The 20,111-nt window shown below is 69.1% G+C and carries 21 protein-coding genes; 6 read left to right on the plus strand and 15 right to left on the minus strand.

The genetic code is table 11. The features are described from left to right. The 10 genes from DI624_RS10530 to folK form a co-directional block, all read right to left on the minus strand. Positions 1-88: GTPase (locus tag DI624_RS10530; protein ID WP_291538336.1), on the minus strand; the 88-nt coding region annotated here is incomplete at its 3' end. Further along, positions 85-795, minus strand: coding sequence for a ribonuclease III (rnc, locus tag DI624_RS10535; protein WP_291538107.1), 711 nt, complete (start codon positions 793-795; stop codon positions 85-87). The genes DI624_RS10530 and rnc, both read right to left, overlap by 4 nt. Continuing rightward, positions 795-1,688, minus strand: a complete 894-nt coding sequence (gene lepB / locus DI624_RS10540) for a signal peptidase I (RefSeq protein ID WP_291538110.1) — start codon at positions 1,686-1,688, stop codon at positions 795-797. The genes rnc and lepB overlap by 1 nt, the downstream gene beginning before the upstream one ends. Before the next feature lie 55 nt (positions 1,689-1,743). Then, a complete protein-coding gene (acpS, locus tag DI624_RS10545) occupies positions 1,744-2,145 on the minus strand; it encodes a holo-ACP synthase (protein WP_291538113.1) in 402 nt (133 codons plus the stop codon). Next, the gene (locus DI624_RS10550; RefSeq protein WP_291538116.1) at positions 2,142-2,882 is read right to left on the minus strand and encodes a pyridoxine 5'-phosphate synthase; all 741 of its coding nucleotides are present in this window, start codon (positions 2,880-2,882) and stop codon (positions 2,142-2,144) included. Before DI624_RS10550 ends, acpS begins: the two co-directional genes overlap by 4 nt. A gap of 4 nt (positions 2,883-2,886) precedes the next feature. Continuing rightward, on the minus strand, positions 2,887-3,471 hold the full coding sequence (pyrE, locus tag DI624_RS10555) for an orotate phosphoribosyltransferase (RefSeq protein WP_291538118.1): 585 nt from the start codon (positions 3,469-3,471) through the stop codon (positions 2,887-2,889). A gap of 50 nt (positions 3,472-3,521) precedes the next feature. Then, on the minus strand, positions 3,522-4,280 hold the full coding sequence (locus DI624_RS10560; protein WP_291538120.1) for a TIGR00730 family Rossman fold protein: 759 nt from the start codon (positions 4,278-4,280) through the stop codon (positions 3,522-3,524). Next, the gene (locus DI624_RS10565) at positions 4,277-6,436 is read right to left on the minus strand and encodes a bifunctional (p)ppGpp synthetase/guanosine-3',5'-bis(diphosphate) 3'-pyrophosphohydrolase (RefSeq protein ID WP_291538338.1); all 2,160 of its coding nucleotides are present in this window, start codon (positions 6,434-6,436) and stop codon (positions 4,277-4,279) included. The genes DI624_RS10560 and DI624_RS10565 overlap by 4 nt, the downstream gene beginning before the upstream one ends. A gap of 131 nt (positions 6,437-6,567) precedes the next feature. After that, the gene (gene rpoZ, locus DI624_RS10570) at positions 6,568-6,927 is read right to left on the minus strand and encodes a DNA-directed RNA polymerase subunit omega (RefSeq protein WP_291538123.1); all 360 of its coding nucleotides are present in this window, start codon (positions 6,925-6,927) and stop codon (positions 6,568-6,570) included. Between the two features lie 101 nt (positions 6,928-7,028). Then, entirely contained in the window at positions 7,029-7,604 is a 576-nt protein-coding gene (gene folK / locus DI624_RS10575; protein WP_291538125.1) for a 2-amino-4-hydroxy-6-hydroxymethyldihydropteridine diphosphokinase, read from the minus strand. Between folK and DI624_RS10580 the strand changes: the two genes are divergently transcribed. Continuing rightward, positions 7,603-8,139, plus strand: coding sequence for an NYN domain-containing protein (locus DI624_RS10580; protein WP_291538127.1), 537 nt, complete (start codon positions 7,603-7,605; stop codon positions 8,137-8,139). The two genes, folK and DI624_RS10580, sit on opposite strands and share 2 nt — an antisense overlap. Beyond that, positions 8,136-8,774: a uracil-DNA glycosylase gene (locus DI624_RS10585; protein ID WP_291538128.1), complete on the plus strand. Its 639-nt coding sequence runs from the start codon at positions 8,136-8,138 to the stop codon at positions 8,772-8,774. Before DI624_RS10580 ends, DI624_RS10585 begins: the two co-directional genes overlap by 4 nt. A 2-nt stretch (positions 8,775-8,776) precedes the next feature. Here DI624_RS10585 and smpB read toward each other — a convergent pair whose 3' ends face one another. Both smpB and dapA read right to left on the minus strand, forming a co-directional pair. Then, complete coding sequence (gene smpB, locus DI624_RS10590) at positions 8,777-9,250, minus strand: SsrA-binding protein SmpB (protein WP_291538131.1); 474 nt, start codon at positions 9,248-9,250, stop codon at positions 8,777-8,779. Beyond that, entirely contained in the window at positions 9,250-10,134 is an 885-nt protein-coding gene (gene dapA / locus DI624_RS10595; protein WP_291538136.1) for a 4-hydroxy-tetrahydrodipicolinate synthase, read from the minus strand. The genes smpB and dapA overlap by 1 nt, the downstream gene beginning before the upstream one ends. A gap of 125 nt (positions 10,135-10,259) precedes the next feature. Here dapA and DI624_RS10600 point away from each other — a divergent pair, with 125 nt between their 5' ends. Next, a complete protein-coding gene (locus DI624_RS10600) occupies positions 10,260-12,320 on the plus strand; it encodes a lytic transglycosylase domain-containing protein (RefSeq protein WP_291538139.1) in 2,061 nt (686 codons plus the stop codon). A gap of 40 nt (positions 12,321-12,360) precedes the next feature. Here the strand turns inward: DI624_RS10600 and DI624_RS10605 are convergent, their stop codons facing one another. Then, positions 12,361-12,990 (minus strand): TetR/AcrR family transcriptional regulator, encoded by a 630-nt coding sequence (locus DI624_RS10605; RefSeq protein ID WP_291538141.1) that lies wholly within the window; start codon positions 12,988-12,990, stop codon positions 12,361-12,363. A gap of 111 nt (positions 12,991-13,101) precedes the next feature. Between DI624_RS10605 and DI624_RS10610 the strand changes: the two genes are divergently transcribed. The 3 genes from DI624_RS10610 to DI624_RS10620 are packed head-to-tail and all read left to right on the plus strand — an operon-like array spanning position 13,102 to position 16,262. Beyond that, complete coding sequence (locus DI624_RS10610; protein WP_291538143.1) at positions 13,102-14,526, plus strand: glycosyltransferase family 2 protein; 1,425 nt, start codon at positions 13,102-13,104, stop codon at positions 14,524-14,526. Positions 14,527-14,544: 18 nt separating this feature from the next. Further along, positions 14,545-15,456 (plus strand): class I SAM-dependent methyltransferase, encoded by a 912-nt coding sequence (locus DI624_RS10615; protein ID WP_291538146.1) that lies wholly within the window; start codon positions 14,545-14,547, stop codon positions 15,454-15,456. Continuing rightward, entirely contained in the window at positions 15,453-16,262 is an 810-nt protein-coding gene (locus DI624_RS10620; protein WP_291538147.1) for an RNA methyltransferase, read from the plus strand. Before DI624_RS10615 ends, DI624_RS10620 begins: the two co-directional genes overlap by 4 nt. On the opposite strand, the gene DI624_RS10625 is transcribed toward DI624_RS10620, so the two are convergent. Both DI624_RS10625 and hrpB read right to left on the minus strand, forming a co-directional pair. Continuing rightward, entirely contained in the window at positions 16,259-17,536 is a 1,278-nt protein-coding gene (locus tag DI624_RS10625; protein WP_291538149.1) for an MFS transporter, read from the minus strand. The genes DI624_RS10620 and DI624_RS10625 overlap by 4 nt on opposite strands. 59 nt (positions 17,537-17,595) lie before the next feature. Next, positions 17,596-20,028 (minus strand): ATP-dependent helicase HrpB, encoded by a 2,433-nt coding sequence (gene hrpB / locus DI624_RS10630; RefSeq protein ID WP_291538152.1) that lies wholly within the window; start codon positions 20,026-20,028, stop codon positions 17,596-17,598. Between the last annotated feature and the right edge of the window lie 83 nt (positions 20,029-20,111).

Raw genomic sequence — 20,111 nt, forward strand, 5'->3', positions numbered from 1 at the left:
TCAGCCGGTTGACCAGCGTGGACTTGCCGGCGTTCGGCGCGCCGATGATGGCGGCGAAGCCCGCGCGCTGGTTTTCGATATCGGTCAAATGACGCCTTCACGTTTGAGCAGGGCCGTCGCGGCCGCCTTCTCCGCCTCCTGACGCGAACGCCCTTGCGCGGTCAAGGGCTGCACGTCCTGCACGGAGACTTCGACGGTGAATGTCGGCGCATGATCCGAACCCGTCCGATCCGCCACGCGATAGGTCGGCAGCGGCCGACCCTGGCCCTGCGCCCATTCCTGCAGCGCAGATTTGGGATTGGTCACGGTGCGCGACGGCGGCGCCGACAACTCCTCGGCCCAGGCGTGCTGGAAAAAGGTCCGCGCCGCGTCCAGGCCGCCGTCCAGATAGACCGCCGCCAGCAGGGCCTCGACCGCATCGGCGATGACGCCGGCCTTGCGACGGCCGCCGGTCTTGGTCTCGCCCGGCGACAGCCGCAGCGCGGGGCCGACGCCCAGCGCCTCGCCCACCCGGGCGCAGGCGGCCTTGTCGACCAGGGCGTGAAGGCTGGACGACAACTGCCCCTCGTCGGCGATGGGATAGTCGCTGTACAGCCGCTCGGCCACCAGCAGGCCCAAAACGCGGTCGCCCAGGAACTCCAGCCGCTCGTTGTCCCGCGGGCCATGGACACCCGCCGGCGCCCCCTCGCCCACGCTGGCGTGGGTCAGGGCGCGCTCCAGCAGAGCCTTGTCCCTGAACGGATGGCCGATCCGGCGTTCGAGCGCGGCGACCGCCTCGGCCCGCAGATTGGCCATCAGTGCAGGACGTTGAAGAACCGGTCCAGACGCACGTTGAACCAGCTGACCGGGTTCCACAGCGACGAGCCGGGCTTCCACGAGAACAGGATGATCTGCGCCTTGCCGACCAGGTTCTCGGCGGGCACCATGCCCACGCCGCTGGACTGTTCGACGCGACTGTCGATGGAATTGTCGCGGTTGTCGCCCATCATGAAGTAATGACCGGCTGGCACCTCATAGACCGGGGTGTCGTCCAGGTCGTTCCCGGGTCCGAAGTCCTGGGTCATGAAGCTCTTGCCCTCGGGCAGGGTCTCGCGGACCTCCGTGACCGGACGCGGGCCGAAGACGTCCTCGATCTCGGTGCGGCTGACCACCACGTCCTGAACGGGCCTGTCGTTGATATACAGTTTGTTGGCGATCATCTGGATGCGGTCGCCGGGCAGGCCGATCACGCGCTTGATGAAGTCGGTCTTGTCGTCGCGCGGCAGTTTGAACACGACGATGTCGCCGCGCTTTGGCGCCGAACCCATGATCCGGCCGTCGAACAGCGGAGGGCTGAACGGGATCGAATGCTTCGAGAAGCCGTACGACCATTTCGACACGACGATATAGTCGCCTTCGTACAGGTTCGGCTCCATCGAGGCCGACGGAATGGTGAAGGGCTGGAACAGGAATATCCGCAGCACCATGGCGATCAGCAGGGCGAAGACGATGGTCTTGAAGATTTCACCCGTCTCGTTCGCCGCCGAGGTCTTCTTGGCGCGGCCGCCCGGCGTGTCGGCGTAGACCTTATGGTTCGCCGTCGTCGGCTCCTGGACCGCCTCCACCGAGGCGTCGGCTTCCGAGGCGGCGAAGCGTTCTTCGGGGGTGGCGTCGCGGTTGGCGTCGTCGGGCTTTTGGTCTTCGCTCATGCGATCCGGCATCCTCGCCGCATATGCGCGGCCATCGCGCACGCCTATAACCTGATTACGACTGCGGCAAGGCTTCGATCACCACGAAGGCCAGCGCATAAGGATGCTCGTCGCTCAGCGTCAGGTGGATTTTCGCGACGTGCCCCGGCGGGGTCAGACGCGCCAGATGCTCGGCCGCGTGGCCGGTCAGCGCCATCGTCGGCTGGCCGGATTTCAGGTTCACCACCCCCATGTCCCGCCAATAGACATCGGCCCGCATGCCGGTGCCCAGGGCCTTGGCGCAGGCCTCCTTGGCGGCGAACCGCTTGGCGTAGCTCCAGGCCGGGTCAGGCTTGCGGTCCGATCGCGTGCGTTCCAGGTCGGTGAAGCACCGCTGCTTGAACCGTTCGCCGAACCGATCCAGCGACGCCTGGATGCGCCGAATATCCGACAGATCCGCTCCGACCCCGATGATCATGCCGCCGCATCCATCACCGCGCGCATTCGGCGGATGGTGGCGTCCAGGCCGATGAAGATCGATTCGCCGATCAGGAAATGGCCGATGTTCAGTTCACGGATTTCCGGGATGGCCAGCATCCGCGGCGCGGTGTCGTAATCCAGTCCGTGCCCCGCATGAACCTCCAAGCCCAGGATGTCGGCCTGGGCGGCGACGGCGGCCAGGCGCTCGAACTCCGCCTCGCGCTCGGCCGGATCGGTCAGGTGGCAATAGCGACCCGTGTGAAGCTCCACCACCTGGGCCCCGACGACGGCGGCGGCCTCCACCTGATCCTCGGACGGCTCGATGAACAGGGACACGCGCACGCCGGCGTCCGACAGGGCCTTCACGACGGGGGCGACGCGCCCCTCGCAGCCGGCGACCGCCAGGCCGCCTTCGGTCGTGACCTCCTCGCGCCGCTCGGGCACCAGACAGGCGGCGTGCGGCCGATGCCGCAGGGCGATGGCCAGCATCTCCTGCGTCACCGCCATTTCCAGGTTCAGCGGCTTTCCAGCCCGCGCGCACAGGGCGCTCAGAACCTCGATGTCGGCGTCGGTGATGTGACGCCGATCCTCGCGCAAATGGGCGGTGATTCCGTCCGCCCCGGCCGCCAGCGCCGCCTCGGCCGCCCGCGCCGGATCGGGATGCGCCCCGCCGCGCGCGTTCCGCACCGTGGCGACGTGGTCGATGTTTACGCCCAGCCTGACCCGTTCGCGCATGGCTCTACTTCGCCAACCGCCGACTGCCGGGGTCTTCGACCGGCAGCGCCGCCAGTTCCGGCGGCAGGGCGTCGGCCGGATAGGCCGGCACGTCCAGCGAAGCCAGGGCGATCAGGGGCACGCCGACATCCGCCTTGCCGCCCGAACGATCCACGATGCAGGCCGCCGCGATCACCTCGCCGCCCGCCGCCTGGATGGCCGCGATGCATTCGCGCGAGGACAGGCCCGTGGTGACGATGTCCTCGACCATGACGACCTTCTCGCCCGGCTCGACCGAGAAGCCGCGACGCAGCCTGAAGGCGCCGCCCTCGCGCTCGACGTACATCGAACGGACTTTCAGGTGCTTGGCCGTCTCGTAGCCGGGGATAATGCCGCCGACGGCCGGCGAGATGGCGACATCGACCGGGCCGACCGTCGCCACGATCTTCTCGGCCAGCGCCTTGCACAACCGCTCGCAGCGCGCGCCGTCCATGAAGACCAGGTTCTTCTGCAGGAAGACCGGGCTGTGCAGTCCCGACGACAGGACGAAATGGCCTTCGCGCAGGGCGCCGGCGTCGCGGAACTCGTTGAGGACGTCTTCGGTGTTCATGCCGGGTTCTTAGACCCGGATCGCGCGCGGATGAACCCTTGGGCCGCGCTTCAGTCGATGTTTTCGTTCGGCCGCAGGCCGCGCGACAGCAGTTCGGCCCAGACGCCCTCGGCGTCCTCGGCGAAACCGATCAGGTTCAGGTCGGACGGGGCGATCATCCCGTGTTCGACCAGGGCCTGGAAACCGATCACCGAGGTCCAATAGGCCCTGTCCACCAGCACGACCGGAACCGGCGGCGCCTTGCCCGTCTGACGCAACGTCAGGATCTCGAACATCTCGTCGAAGGTGCCGAACCCGCCCGGAAACACCACAAGCGCATTGGCCCGCATCGCCAGGTGCATCTTGCGCATGGCGAAATAGTGGAACCGGAACGTCAGTTCGGGCGTGGAATAGGCGTTTGGCTCCTGCTCGTGCGGCAGGGTGATGTTGAAGCCGATGGAGGGCGCGCCGGCGTCGACCGCCCCGCGGTTGGCCGCCTCCATGATGCCCGGCCCGCCGCCGGTGGCGATGACGTTGTCGCGCGGCTGGCCCACCGATCCGCGCAGCGCCCCGCCGCGTTCGGAAGCCAGGCGGCCGAAGGCGCGCGCCTGCTGGTACCAGCGCTGATCCTCGCGCACCCGCGCGCTGCCGAACACCACGATGGTCGAGCGCACGCCCCAGGCCCGCAACGCCTCCTCGGGCTTGGCGTATTCCATGAGAAAGCGCACGCCGCGCATGGAATCGCCCAGCAGGAAGTCCTGGTCCATCGCCGCCATGCGATAGGACGGCGCCGCCATCTGGGCGGCGTTCGGCTTGATCGTCTCGGTCATTCGCCCCGCGCGCGCTCGACGGAATCGACGGACGGATTGGCGCGCAGGGCGGCCATGATCATGGTCGCGTGCTTGGCGTCCTCGACCTCGACATCGACGTCCACGTCGAAGAAGTCCTGCTGGCGGTGCGCCATCGACAGATTGATGATGTTGCCGCCGGCCTCGCCGATCAGGGTCGTGACCTGCCCCAGCACCCCCGGCGCATTGCGGATGGTGGCGCGGATGCGGGCGGCGGCCACGGCGTCCGTCTCCGCCTGGGGCGTCCACTGCAGGTCGTGCCAGACCGAATCGTCGTCGGCGAAGGCGGCCAGGGTCTGGCAGTCGATGGTGTGCACCGTCAGCCCGGCCTCCGGCTCCAATATGCCCACGATCCGGTCGCCCGGAACCGGGGTGCAGCATTGGCCGAAATGCACCGACACGCCGGGCGTCAGACCGCCGCCGCGCACGAACAGCCGCGCCTTGTCGCCCTCGATCCGCTGCTTCTCCGGCCCGGCCTTCAGCCGTCCCTTCAGCGCGGGGAACAGGATTTCCGCCGTCGCGGTCGGCGACAGCCGCCCCCGGCCCAGCCCTTCGAACAGGTCTTCCTCGCTGGCCGTGGCCAAGGTTTCAAGCACGGGTTTCAGCGACACGTCGGCCAGCGACTTTTCGATCCGGCCCAGCGTCTGGTCCAGTGCGACCCGGCCCAGCTTGATGAATTCCTCCCGCTCGGAGGTGCGGATATGACGGCGGATGGCGGACCGAGCGCGGCCCGTCACCGTCAGGCTGCGCCAGTCGGCGGGCACCTCCCGCTTGGAGCCGCGAATGATCTCGATCACGTCGCCGTTCTGCAGCGGCGTGCGCATCGGCTTCAGCTCGCCGTTGACCTTGACTCCGACGGCCGTGTCCCCGACCTCGGTATGGACCGCATAGGCGAAGTCCAGCGGCATCCCGCCGCGCGGCAGCGTCACCAGCTGACCTTTGGGCGTAAAGACGAACACCTGGTCCAGATACATTTCCAGCTTGGCGTGTTCGACCCAGTCCTCGCCGCCCTCGCCGTGTTCGATCACCTGAACCAGGTGGCGCAGGTTCTGCAGCGGGTCGCGCCCGCCGCCCTGCTCCATCGCCTCGCGATCGAAGCCGTAGGACTGGTTCTTGTAGCGCCAGTGGGCGGCGACCCCGTCTTCTGCGACGCGGTCCATCTCCTCGGTGCGGATCTGCATCTCGATGCGCAGGCCGCGCGGGCCGACGACGGTCGTGTGCAGCGAACGATAGTTGTTCGACTTGGGCGTGGAGATGAAGTCCTTGAACCGCTCGGGCACCATGGGCCATTCGCGGTGGATCACGCCCAGGGCGCGGTAACAGTCGTCCTCGGCCTCCACGATGACGCGGAAGCCATAGATGTCCGACAAGGAGGAAAAGCCGACCGACTTGCGCTGCAGCTTGCGCCAGATCGAATAGGGCGTCTTCTGCCGGCCATAGACCTTGGCCTTCAGGCCGGCCTCGGAAAGCACCCGCTCCACCTCGCCCGCCACGCCCTCGATGGCGCGGCCATGTTCCAGCTTCAGCGCCTCCAGCCGCCGCTCGATGGCGGTCTTGGCCGTCGGGTTCAGATAGGTGAAGGCCAGTTCTTCCAGCTCGGACGCGATGGAGTGGATGCCGATGGATCGGCCCAGCGGCGCATAGACTTCCAACGTCTCGCGGCTGATCCGCTCGCGCTTCTCGGGCTTCACATATTGAAGCGTGCGCATATTGTGCAGCCGGTCGGCCAGCTTGACCAACAGCACCCGCACGTCCCGGCTGATGGCCAGGATGAATTTGCGCAGATTCTCGGCCTGGCGCGTGTGTTCGGCCTGAAGTTCGAGCCGCGACAGCTTGGTCACGCCCTCGACCAGGACCGCCACCTCCTCTCCGAACATGCCGGCGATGTCGTCGCGCGTCGCGGAAGTGTCCTCGACCACGTCGTGCAACAGGGCCGTGACGATGGTGGCGGTGTCGAGCTTGTAGTCGGTCAGTATGCCCGCGACCTGGATCGGGTGGGCGAAATAGGGATCGCCCGAGGCCCGCAGCTGCGAGCCGTGCATCTTCATCGCATAGACATAGGCGCGGTTCAGCAGCGCTTCGTCGGCGGTGGGGTCATAGGCCTTTACGGCCTCGATCAGCTCGAACTGGCGCAGGATGGGCGCGCGCTTCGGCGGCGCCGATTCGGCCGGCGCCGGCTGGGGGTCGTTTTTGTTTGCAGCTTGGGGCGCCGGCGGAACCGTCTCGGTCCGCGCCGGCAGGATAGTGACGCCAGGGGCTCCTTCGGGCGTCAGTACCGCTCCTCCTGACCGCCGTCACGGTCGCTTTGCAGCGCGCGGATCAGTTCGGCCTCGGCCATGTTCATGTGCTGCGGTTCAGCCAGCAGGGCGACCGTTTCCGCCTCGTCCTCGGCTTCCGTGCGCTCGTCTACGCGCTGCAGCGTGGTGATGATGGTCTCGCGCAGTTCGTCCGGGGCGACGGTGTCTTCGGCGATCTCGCGCAAGGCGACGACCGGATTCTTGTCGTTGTCGCGGTCGATCGTCAGGGCGGCGCCGTTGGCGATGCTGCGGGCGCGATGGCCGGCCATCAGCACCAGGCCAAAGCGGTTCGGAACCTTCTCGATGCAGTCTTCGACGGTGACGCGGGCCATGAAATTCCTCGAACGCGGGGGAGAACCGCGTCAAATACAGATGGGGACTGTGTTTTGCAACGCCACAGGGGCGAAAGTGCGGCGCACTCGCTCTGTCCGCATCACCGCGCAGGCCGCGCGTCCGGCCCGATCGACGCCGACGCCGCCAGCTCCCGGGCCGTCCGCCCCCCCGTCGGATGCCTCCAATCCGGCGCGATCTCGGCCAGCGGCCCCATGACGAAGCGGCGTTCGGCCGCGCGGGGATGCGGCAGGATCAACCCCTCAAGATCGCCGCTCGACCGGCCGTAGGCGATCAGGTCCAGGTCGAGGGTGCGCGGGGCGTTGCGAACCGAGCGCCGGCGCCCGAAGGCGTCCTCGATCCGGCCCAGCGCCGCCATCAGGGCGTGCGGCTCGTGATCGGTCCGCACAATCACGACCCCGTTGAGGAACGGCGGATCGGACGGGTCCGGCCAGGCCAGCGACGACCACCAGCCGGATCGGGCGACCACGTCGATCCCTTCGCTTCGAAACCGCGCCAGCGCGGCCTCCAGCGCCTCTCGGCAAGACGTCCATGCCCCCTTGTCATTGCACCCCAGCGCAACGATGACTGCCTGTTCCAGGTCCAGCGTCTCTTCGATTCCCACGTCGACGCGCGCCGGCACGTCATTTTCTTCATTCCTTTTGTCGGCTTCGTCCATGTTTCATTCCACCGACCGTCTGGCGATCTTCATCGACGGGTCCAACCTCTATTCCGCCGCCCGCGCGCTTCAGCACGACATGGACTTTCGACGGATGCTGGACTGGTTCCGCGAGAAATCCGTCCTGACCCGCGCCTACTATTACACGGCCATCGTCGAGGGCGAAGAGTTCTCGCCTGTGAAGCCCCTGGTCGACTGGCTGGACTACAACGGCTTTTCGGTCGTGACCAAGCCGGTGAAGCGGTTCACGGACGGCGCCGGCCACAGCCGGATCAAGGGAAACATGGACATAGAGATCGCGGTCGACATGCTGGAACTGGCCCCGCACATCGACCATGCGGTCCTGTTCTCGGGCGATGGGGACTTCCGCCGCCTGGTCCAGGCGATACAGGCGAAGGGCGTGCGCGTCACCGTCGTCTCGACGCAAAAGACCCAGCCGCCCCACATCGCCGACGAACTGCGCCGCCAGGCCGACAGCTTCCTGGACCTGAACGAGTTGATGGCCGACTTCGGCCGCCCGAAGGCCGCGCAATGAGCCTGACGCCCGAACCGCCCCGCGACTGCCCCCTGTGCCCGCGCCTGGTCGAATACCGGCGGGAGAACGCGCGCCAGAACCCGGACTGGTGGAACGGGCCGGCCCCCTCGTTCGGCGACCCGAACGCCCGCCTGCTGATCGCGGGCCTGGCGCCGGGCCGAACCGGGGCGAACCGCACGGGCCGCCCCTTCACCGGCGATCACGCCGGCTGGCTGCTTTACGACACCCTCAGGAAGACCGGCTTCGCCCACGGCCATTACGATCCGAACGGCGACGACGACCTGACGCTGACCGATTGCATGATCACCAACGCGGTGCGTTGCGCCCCGCCGGGCAACAAGCCGCTGCCGATCGAGGAGACGACCTGCCGGCCCTTTCTGATCGACCGGCTGAAGCTGCTGCCCAATCTGAAGGTGATCGTGACCCTGGGCGACGTCTCGCGCCGCAACATCCTGAAGGCCTTCGGGCGGCCGGCCTCGGCCATGCCGGCAGGGCACGGCGCCCAGGGCGAGGCGGGCGGCTATGCCATCCTGAACAGCTATCACTGCTCGCGGCTGAACACCAACACCGGCCGCCTGACGCCCGACATGTTCGAGGACATCTTCGCGCGGGTCCGCCGACTGATCGAGGCCTGAGCCTATCCCCTGTCGCGCATCAGCCGGGCCTTGTCGCGCTGCCAGTCGCGCTCGGCCGAGGCTTCGCGCTTGTCGTGCAGCTTCTTGCCCTTGGCCAGCGCGATCTCAAGCTTGGCCTTGCCCGCGTCGTTCAGATAGAGCTTCAGCGGAATGATGGTCTGGCCGTCGCGCTGGACCGCCCCCATCAGCCGGTCGATCTGCTTTCTGTGCAGCAGCAGCTTACGCGGGCGGCGCGGCTCGTGGTTGAAGCGATAGGCCTGTTTGTAGGGCGGGATGTCGGCGTTGATCAGCACGATCTCGCGCCCCTCCACCGCCGCATAGCTTTCGGCGATGTTGGCCCGGCCGTCGCGCAGCGCCTTGATCTCGGTGCCCAGCAGCTGGATTCCGGCCTCGACATTGTCTTCCAGGAAATAGTCGAAGCGCGCGCGGCGGTTCTCGGCGATCACCTTAGACTTGGATTGAGGTCGCGGCGCCATCAGCCGACGCCCGCGTCCGCCATGGCGCGGTCGATCAGCGGCTTGACCACGTCCGACGTCGGCGACAGCGGCAGACGCGCCTCCTCGCTGCACAGGCCCAGCTTGGCCAGGGCGTATTTGGTCGGCGCCGGGGAATTGTCGAGGAACAGCGCCTTGCACAGGCCGATCAGCCGGTTCTGCCAGTCCCGGGCCGCAGCATAGTCGCCCGCCGCCGCCGCATTGTGCAGGGCGACCATGGCTTCGGGCGCCACATTGGACGCCACCGAGATCAGCCCCGCCCCGCCGCAGGCGTGATAGCCCAGATAGCTCGAATCATCGCCCGAGATCAGGTCGAACTGGCCGCCGATATTGGCGCGCATCCAGCTGACGCGGCCCATGTCGCCCGTGGCGTCCTTGACGCCGACGATGTTCGGATGCGCCGCCAGCCGCGCCACCGTCTCATTGGCCAGATCGGCCCCGGTTCGCGCCGGCACGTTGTAGAGCAGGATCGGCAGCTGGACGGCGTCGGCGACGGCTTCGAAATGCGCCGCCATGCCCGCCTGGGAGGGCCGGATGTAATAGGGGGTGACGATCAGCGCCCCGTCCGCGCCCACCGTCTTGGCGTGCCGGGTCAGGTCGATGGCTTCCTTGGTGTAGGGCGACCCCGTGCCGGCGATGACGCTCACGCGCCCGGCCACGAGCCGCACGCACAGTTCGATGACATGCTTGTGCTCGTCCAGGTCCATGCTGGCGCCCTCGCCCGTCGTGCCCATCGGCACGACGCCGTGAACGCCTGCGGCGATCTGACGCTCAAGCAGTTTGGCGAATGCGGCTTCGTCCACGTTTCCGTCACGAAGTGGTGTGATCAGGGCGGTGATCACGCCCTTGAACAAGGGGGCGTTCATGAGACTAAGCTGGCCTGCGTGGGGAGCGACGATGGACGGATGTTCATCGCCTTTGCAATGAGCGCGGGACGTTAGGTCGCCAGCGGCTCCGCCGCAACCAGGATTGAATGGGAACAGGACAGATCATGATCGTGACCAGTCTGGCGGCGGCCCTCGCCGTCCTTGCGCCGAACCCGCAGGACGCCCTGCCCACCCAGCCTGTTCCCTATGCCGCCGCCACATCGTCCGTGCCCGGTTATTCGCCGACCTATCAGGCGCGCGTGCTGAACGATCAGGACACGGCGCTGTTTCGCCAGGGCCTGGCCGCCGCCCGCGCGCGGGACGTCTTCGGCGCCCAGTCCGCCATCGCCCAGATCCGGGACGCCTCGGCGCGCAAGCTGGTCGAATGGGCGCTGATCGACACGTCCGGCGAACAATTGCCCTATGCCGACCTGGCGCGCGGTCAGACCGACCTGGCCGGCTGGCCGCGCGGCGAATCGCGACGCGCGGCGGCTGAAAAGATTCTGGACCGTTCGGGCCAGGGGCCGGATGCGGCCCTGTCGCTTATCTCCGACGGTCAGCCGACCACGATCGAAGGCGTCATCGCCTACGCCTCCGCGCTGGAACAACGCGGCCGCCAGGATCAGGCCCGCACGCTCGTCCGCGACTGGTGGCGCACCCGCGTGTTCGACGAGGCGCCGCAGTCGCGCATCCTGTCCCGCTGGGGCGGCTGGCTGACGCAGGCCGATCACGAGGCGCGGCTGAACGTGCTGCTGCTCGGCCCCCATGGTCCGGCGACGCGCGGCATGATCAATCTGGTCTCGCCCGAGCGGGCGGCGATCGCCAACGCCGTCATGACGCTGCGTTCGGCCTACAGTCCCGACGCCGTCGTCGCCGCCCTGACGCCGGCCCAGGCCGCCGATCCGGCCGTGGCGCTGGAGCGCGTGCGCATCCTGCGCTCCCAGAACCGCCAGGCGGAAGGCTTCGCCCTTCTGGCCAGCCTGCCGCCGGCGCCCGCTCATACGACCGGCGACAACACCCTGTGGACCGAGCGGCGCAACTATTATCTGGACGCCCTGCTACAAGGGAACTGGCGCGCCGCATACGAGGCGATGAACGGTCATGGCTTCGCCTCGGGCGATCGGATGGTGGACGCAGAGTTCTTCGCCGGTTGGGTCGCCCTGACCAAGCTGAACCAGCCCGAGGTCGCCGCCCGCCATTTCGAGGCGCTGCGCACCGCCTCTTCCACCCCCATCACCCAGGGCCGCGCCTACTACTGGCTGGGTCGGGCCGCCGAGGCGCGCGGCGAACGCGACGCCGCCCTCGCCTATTATCGCAACGGCGCCCAGCACTGGCAGACCTTCTATGGCCAGCTCGCCGCCGAAAAGGCGGGCATGACCACGCTTCGGCTGCCGGGCGAACCCGTGCCGTCGCCGTCGGACATCGCCCGTTTCGAAGCCAATGAAATGGTCCGCGCCGCCCGCATTCTGGGCGAGACCGGCGAAATGAGCCTGCTGCGGGTCTTCGCCTATCAGTTGGACAACGACCTGCCGACGATCGACGACCTGGCCCTGCTGATGGACCTGGCGCGCGGCTATGGCGAAGGCTTCACCGCGATGATGGTCGGTCGCGCCGCCAGCCAGCGCGGCTTCGTCATGCCCGAGCGGATGTATCCAGTGCGCGTCCCGCCCCAGGTCCCCGGCGCGGCGCCCCTGGAGTTCACCCAGGCCATCACCCGCCAGGAATCCAGCTTCGATCCCCGCGCCCGCTCCGGCGCCGACGCGCGCGGCATGATGCAGTTCCTGCCTGCGACCGCGGCGGGCGTGGCGCGTCGCCTCGGCATGGGCTTTTCGGCCGAACAGCTGTGGGACCCGGACTACAACATGACGCTGGGCAGCTACCATCTCGGCGAACTGATGGCGGCCAACAACGGCTCGATGCTGCTGGCCACGGTAGGCTACAACGCCGGCCCGGCGCGGCCGAACCAGTGGATCGCGCGCTGCGGCGACCCCCGCGGCGACGCCGTCAAGGCCATCGACTTCATCGAATGCGCGCCCTTCACCGAGACGCGCAACTACATGATGCGGGTGATGGAGAACATGGCGGTCTACAAGGCGCGGCTGAACGGCGGCGTGGCGCCCTTGACCCCTTCAGCCGACATCTCCCGCGGCGCCGCCGCCGGTCCCCGTCCCTACGCCGCCTACTGACGCAAGGTGTTCGCCGGGCGCGGACGACCGGCGCAGCCCGTCAGGCGCGCGTCAGCCCCGCGAACAGGGCGTCCAGCGTCATGTCGACCAAGGCCTGACGCTCCGCCCACGGAAAATAGGGCTTGGTGATCATCAACGACACGACGCCGTGCGCGGCGGCCCATATGGCCTGGGCGATGGCGCGCGGCTCGCCCTGCATCCGCCCGACCGCCACCGCGTCGCCCACCGTCGCCTCCAGCGCCCCGAACAGGCTGGCGCCCAGTTCCTGCGCCATGTCCTCCGCGCCCTCGCGCGCCTCGACCGGCCGGGTCAGATAGATCAGGCGATAGGCGTTGGGATTGGCGAAGCCGAAGTCGATATAGCCCTCGATCATCCGCCGCAGCCGCAGTTCCGGCGGGCTGTCCTCGTCGGCCACCGCCGCATTGGCGGCGATCAGCCGGCCGAAGGCGTCGCGGCAGATTTCCTGAAGGATCGCGCCCTTGTCCGGGAAATGCATGTAGAGCGCCGTCGACGACAGGCCGACCTCGTCCGCGATCTTGCGGATGGTGGCCCCTTCATAGCCATGCTCGACGAAGATTCGTTCGGCCGCAGCCAGGATTTCGCCGCGCCGCGAATGGCCCTCGCCCTTGGGCTTGCGGGTCGTGCGCGAGGATGTCGAGGCGTCGGACAAACGGCTGCTCCAGATCGGGCGTCCTGAATAGCGACAATCCGTCCACGGCGCCAATCGGCCACGGCGCCAATCGGCTTGCCGAGCAGGATCGTTTGCCATAGCGATTGCAGGTTGCAGGCTTGGGGGCTGGCGGTGGCGAAAGGCTGGACGCATCCGGGGGTCGCGCCGCGCAGCAGCGGAGCGTGGCGACGTGCGCCCAGCGGATTTCAGGTCCTGGCCGCGACCATGATCGTCGGCGGCTACGCCTTCGCGGTCGTCCGGTGGCCCGGCGCGGCCTTCCTGACGGGATTGGTCATGGTTCAGGCGGCCTTCGTCGTGTCCGCCCTGTGGAAGGCGGTGATCGTCCTCGCCAGCATGGGACGACCCAGGCCCGCGCCCCGCCCGATCGAATGGCCTCGCTACACCATACTGGCGGCCCTGCATGACGAGGCGGCCGTGGCGCCGGAACTGATCGCCAATCTGGCGCGCATCGACTATCCGGCCCATCGCCTCGAAGCCTTCATCGTGCTGGAGGCGCACGACGCCGCGACCCTTGCGGCGGTTCAGGCCGCGCCTAAGCCGTCTTGGCTGAAGACGCTGGTCGTGCCGCCCGGCCAGCCGCTGACCAAGCCCCGCGCCCTGAACCACGCCCTGGCCCATGCGCGCGGCGATCTGATCACCATCTATGACGCGGAGGACCGGCCCCATCCGCAGCAGTTGCGCCAGGCCGCCGCCCGCTTCGTCGCCCAACCCCGACTGGGATGCCTGCAGGCGCCGCTGCGCATCCGTCCTTCCAGCCGGACCGGTTCGACCTTCCTGGATCGCCAGTTCGCCTTCGAATACGCCGCCCTGTTCGAAGTGACCCTGCCCGGCATGGCCCGGCTGGGCCTGCCCTTTCCGCTCGGCGGCACCAGCAACCACATCCGCATGACGGCCCTGCGCGCCGCCGGCGGCTGGGACGCCCATAATGTCACGGAGGACGCGGACCTGGGCTTCCGGCTGTGGTCGATGGGCTGGAAGCTGGACGTGATCGACCGCCCGACGTGGGAGACGCCGCCTGGCGGTCTGGACCGCTGGCTGCCCCAGCGCACCCGTTGGCTGAAAGGCTATATGCAGACCTGGGGCGTCCACACCCGTCGTCCGCGCCGGCTGGGCCGTCGCGGGCTGCTGTCGCTGATCATGACCCTGGGGACGGCGATCCTGGCGGCGGGCGCCCATGCCCCGGCCCTGGCCTGGCTGGCCTCGGCGGTTCTGGCCGGGCTGCACGCCGGGATCGCGCCCGCGACGCCGCTGGCCTCGATGGCCGTCCTGGCGACGGGCGTCATCGCGGCCTGGATGGGCTGCGCCGTCGGGGCGCGGCGAGCCGGGCTGGTCTACAGGCTAGGCGACATGCTGGCGGCCCCTGCCTATTGGTCCCTGCTCAGCCTGGCCTTCGTCCACGCCGCCTGGCGTTTGATCGTCGAGCCCCATGTCTGGGACAAGACCCCTCATGACGGCGAGGCGCAACCGCTGGAACTGGTCGTGATCGCTGACGACGCTGGACGTGAGGCCGCCTGAGCGCCTATCAGCCCGGCGATGGCGCCCGTTCTCTCCAAGACCCCCGAAACCCTCGTGACCTGCGGCTGGTCGGACTACGCCCTGCTCGATTCCGGCGACGGCAGGAAGCTGGAACGCTATGGCCGCTACACCGTGGTCCGGCCCGAGCCGCAGTGCTTCTGGTCGCCGCGCGATCCGGCCGCCTTCGAGGCCGCCAACGCCGTCTTCGACCCCCAGCAGGAAGAAGAGGATTCCGGCCGCTGGCGGTTCGACGAGCATGGCCCCATCGACGCCTTCCCCTTGAAATGGCGCGACGTGAAATTCACGGGCCGCTTCACCCCCTTCCGTCACCTGGCCTTCTTTCCCGAACAGGCCGCCAACTGGGAATGGCTGGACGGCCGGGTGCGCGCCTCCGCGCCATCGGCCGGCCGCGCACCCAAGATCCTGAACCTGTTCGGCTATACCGGCGTGGCCAGCCTGGCCTGCGCCGCTGCCGGGGCCGAAGTCACCCACGTCGACGCCTCCAAGAAGTCGGTCGCCTACGCTCGGGAGAACGCCGAGCAATCGGGTCTGGCCGACCGTCCGATCCGCTGGATCGTCGAGGATGCGCGCAAATACGTCGCGCGAGAGGTGCGTCGCGGCTCCCGCTACGACGGCGTGATCCTGGACCCGCCCAAATACGGCCGGGGCCCGACAGGGGAGGTCTGGCGCCTGTTCGAGGACATGCCCGGCCTCCTCAAGGACTGCGCCGCCCTGCTGGCCGACGACGCCGACTTCCTGCTGCTGAACGCCTATGCGGCGCGCGTTTCCGGCCTGTCTCTGGCCTTTCTGATGGCCGAGGCGGCCAAGGATCGCGGCGGCCGCATCGACTGGGGCGAACTGGCCCTGTCCGAGGACGGGCCGGGCGCCCGCGCCATCGGCCTGTCCTTCTTCGCCCGGTGGTCGCGATGAGCGAACGCGCCGAATACCGCGTCATCACCTCGCTGACGAACGACACCGTCAAGGCCGTGCGCGCGCTTCACATGCGCAAGGAACGCGACCAGACCGGAACCTTCCTGGCCGAAGGGCTGAAGTTCATCGGCGAAGCGCTGGACCAGGGCCGCGCGCCTCGGATGCTGCTGGTCGGCGAGGACGCCCGCCCCCATCCCCTGCTGAATCGCGCCAAGGCGGAAACGCGCAAGGCGGGCGGCGACATCGTCGTCGTCACCCACGCCATCCTGGAAAAGATCAGCCGCCGCGACAATCCGCAGACTGTGCTGGGCGTGTTCGATCAGGCCTACGCCCCGCTGGAAAGCCTCATTCCCACCTCCGCCCCCTGCTGGGTCGCGCTGGAGCAGGTGCGCGATCCGGGCAATCTGGGCGCCATCATCCGCACCGCCGATGCGGCCGGCTGCGGCGGGGTGATCCTGATCGGCGACTGCGTCGACCCCTATTCGGTCGAGGCCGTGCGCGCCACGATGGGTTCGGTGTTCGCCGTCTCGATCACCAAGACCACGGCGGAGGCCTTCGTCGCCTGGCGCCGTTCCTGGCCCGGCAGCGTCGTCGGCACGCGCCTCGACGCCACGGTCAGCCACCGCTCCGCCGTGATGCAGAAGCCGGTTCTGGTCCTGATGGGCAATGAACAGGCCGGCCTGACCGACCAGTTGGCCGCCGCCTGCGACGTCAACGTCAAAATTCCCATGCGCGGCCGCGCCGACAGCCTGAACCTGGCCATCGCGACCGGCGTCATGGTCTATGCGGCGACGGACGACGTCTAGCGCTTTTCTTCCGGTGCCACCCGCCCCATGCCCCACAGGGCGGCGATGGTGATCAGGGCCGAGATCGCCAGATAGCCGCCGACCGCCGCCGGCCCGAACCGCTCGGCCAGCTTCAGCGCGATATAGGGCGCCAGCGACGCGCCCAGGATGCCGGCCAGGTTAAAGGCCATCGACGCGCCGGTATAGCGCACGGCCGTCGGGAAGGGCCGCGCCATCGCCGCGCCGATGGGGCCATAGGTGCAGCCCATCAGGGCGAACCCCAGCGCGAAAAACACCATCAGCCCGGTCAGCCCGCCCCCGAACAGCGGCGCGAACAGGGCGCCGAACACGCCGATCCCGACCGAGGAGGCGATCAGCACCCGCACCTGCCCGTACCGGTCCGCCAGCAGCGCCGTCACCGGAATGAAGGCGGCGAAGAACAGCACCCCGATCAGCTGGATCGGCAGGACGTCGGCGCGCGCCAGCCCCATGCCCGTCGTCGCCCAGCCCAGGGCGAAAACCGTCATCAGATAGAAGAGGGTGAAGGTCGTCACCCCGCTGAACGTGCCCAGCGCCAGCGCCGCCTTGTGGCGCGCGAACAGGGTCACGGCCGGCGCCCTGACCCGTTCGTCGCGGTCCACGGCCTTCTGGAACTCGGGCGTCTCGGTGATCTTCAGCCGGACCCAAAGGCCGACGAACACCAGGATCGCGCTGGCCAGGAACGGAATGCGCCAGCCCCAGCCCTGGAACGCCGCTTCGCTCAGGGTCGAGGTCAAGATGATGAAGGCGGCGGTGGACAGGACGAAGCCGATGGGCGCGCCCAGCTGCGGGAACATGCCGAACCAGGCCTTCTTCCCGGGCGGCGCGTTCTCGGTCGCCAACAGCACCGCCCCGCCCCATTCGCCGCCCAGGCCCAGTCCCTGGCCGAACCGGCAAAGGGCCAGCAGCAGCGGCGCCAACAGGCCCACCTGCTGGTGCGTCGGCAATAGGCCGATGGCCACGGTCGACAGGCCCATGGTCATCAGGGCCGCCACCAGCGTCGCCTTGCGCCCCACCCGGTCCCCGAAATGGCCGAAAGCCAAGGCGCCGATGGGCCGGGCGAAGAAGGCGATGGAAAAGGTGGCGAACGACGACAGCAGCGCCGTGCCGGAATCCTCGCCCGGAAAGAACAGCGTCGGAAACACCAGCACCGCCGCCGTGGCGTAGATGTAGAAGTCGAAGAATTCGATGGTCGTGCCGATCAGGCTGGCGAACAGCACGCGGCCGGTGGAGTTCTTCGGCAGGACTTCGGACATGGTTTCAGGCTCCCAGCAGCCGTTGCGATGCCCGTTAGCCGGGGGCGCCGTCAAGCGGCTCAGGTTCCGCGCGGCTTCGCCCGGTTCGTGGCCTGGGCCTCGGCCGGGTTTTCCGGCCAGGGATGGCGCGGATAGCGCCCGCGCATCTCGGCCCGGACCGCCGCCCACGACCCGGCCCAGAATCGCGGCAGGTCCTTCGTCACCTGCACCGGCCTGCGCGCCGGCGACAGCAGTGCCAGGGTCAGGGGCGCGCCGTTCGCCACCGTCGGGTGGGTCGTGACGCCGAACAACTCCTGCACCCGAATATCCACGCGCGGCCCGCCCTCGGCCGCATAATCGATGGCCGCCGATCCCAGGGGCGTCACCAGCCGGGTCGGCGCCAGTTCGTCCAGCCGTCGCTGCAGATCCCAGGGGATCAAGCCGCGCAGGGCCTCCGCCAGCCGTCCGTCCCCGATCCCGCTCAGCGACCTCGCCCCGTCCAGCAACGGCCAGAGCCAGGCCTCGCGCGCAGCCAGCAAGGCCTCGTCCGACACGTCGGGCCAGACGGGATCGCGGTCGTGAAGGAAGGCCAGCCGCGCCCTCAGTCCCGACGCCTGTTCGCCCCATGTCAGCGCGCCCAGCCCTTCGGCCTCCACCTCGGCCCGCAGGGCCGCGGTCAGCGTCTTCGCATCCGGCGCGCCGACGACCTTTTCGTCCAGCACGATGGCTCCGATCCGGCGCGAGCGCCGAATCACCGAACGGCCGGACGGCTCGCGCGTCAGCCGATCCTCGACCGTGATCATCCGCGTCAGGTCGCCATCCACCGCGCCGGCGTCCAGGCTGGCGGCCAGCCGCACCCGGTCGCGCGCGTCCCCGCCGCCCAGCTCCGCCACCGCCAGCCAGGGCGCGCGCGCCAGATGGTCGGACGCGTCCACCGCCGCCCCCCGCCCGCTGGCCAGCAGGAACTCGCCCGCCTTGCCCCGCGCCCTGGCGATCCTTTCGGGAAAGGCCTCGGCCAGCAACAGGCCCGGATCGACGCTTTCGCCAGAGCCGCCGCCCGCCGCCCTGGCCCAGCGGTCCGCCAGCTTCATCGCATCGCGCGCGCGGGGCGAGCGATCCCGCCCAAGCCCGTTCAGGCGATCGGCCAGATCGACGCCCGATCCGCCCAGCCCCGGCTCGCTCAGGACCGCAGCGATCCTCGCGCCGAGCAAGGCGTCGCCCCGGTCGGAGGCGACCGCGACCATATGCGCCAGTCTCGGCGACAGGGGAATTCCCGCCAGCCGCATCCCATGCCTGGACAGGCCGCCGTCCGCCTCCAGCGCCCCCAGCCGCACCAGCACCTTGCGCGCCTCGGCCATCGCCCCGGCCGGCGGCGGGTCCAGCAGGGCCAGCCCCTCGGCCGACCGCGCGCCCCACCGCGCCAGGTCCAGCGCCAGCCCGGTCAGATCGGCCTCCTGGATTTCCGGTCGCTGGTGCGGAACCAGGCCCCGCGTCTGCGCCTCGTCCCACAGGCGATAGCAGACGCCCGGCTCCGTCCGCCCCGCCCGCCCGCGCCGCTGTTCGGCGGACGAACGGCTGACCCTGACGGTCGCCAGCCGCGTCAGGCCGCTGGACGGTTCGAATCGCGGCACGCGAGACAGACCGCCGTCGATCACCACCCGCACCCCTTCGATGGTCAGGCTGGTTTCCGCGACCGAGGTGGCCAGCACCAGCTTGCGCCTCCCCGGCGCGGCCGGTTCGATGGCGCGATCCTGTTCGGCCCGGTCCAGCCCGCCGTACAGGGGCGCGACATCCACATTCGCCAATCTCAGCTGCTCGGCGACCAGTCGGGCGACGCGGTGGATTTCCCCCTGTCCCGGCAGGAAGGCCAGGACCGACCCCGCCTCTTCGCCCAGAGCGGTCAGGCAGGCGCGCGCCATCGCCTCTTCGAACCGCTCGGCCGGATTGCGCCCCAGATAGCGGGTCTCGACCGGGAAGGCCCGCCCTTGCGCCTCTATGACCGGCGCCGGGTCGAGCAGGCGGGACACGCCGACCACGTCCAGCGTCGCCGACATGACCAGCAGTCGCAGATCGTCGCGCAGCAGCCCTTGCGTCTCGCGCGCCAGGGCCAGACCCAGATCGGCGTCCAGGCTGCGCTCGTGGAACTCGTCGAACAGCACCGCCCCCACGCCCTCCAGCCCCGGATCGTCCAGGATCATGCGCGTGAAGACGCCTTCCGTGATCACCTCGATGCGGGTGCCCGGACCGATCCGACTCTGCAGCCGCGTACGATAGCCGACGGCTCCGCCCGCCGTCTGGCCCAGCATCGCCGCCATCCGGTCCGCCGCCGCCCGCGCCGCCAGCCGGCGCGGCTCCAGCACCAGCACCTTGCCGTCGCCCAGCCACGGCTGATCCAGCAGGGCCAGGGGGACGACCGTTGTCTTGCCCGCACCGGGCGGCGCCGCCAGCACGGCCGTGTTCCCCTGGCTCAGGGCGGCCTTCAGCGGCTCAAGAACGGCGTGTATCGGCAGCATGACCGGCCTGTAGCCGACTGCGGGGCGATCACGAAAGCGTCGTCTGGTCTTTACTGCGCCGTCATGCGCGTTGCGCGCCGCGT

The organism is Brevundimonas sp. (genome assembly GCF_003248455.1).
Taxonomy (GTDB): domain Bacteria; phylum Pseudomonadota; class Alphaproteobacteria; order Caulobacterales; family Caulobacteraceae; genus Brevundimonas.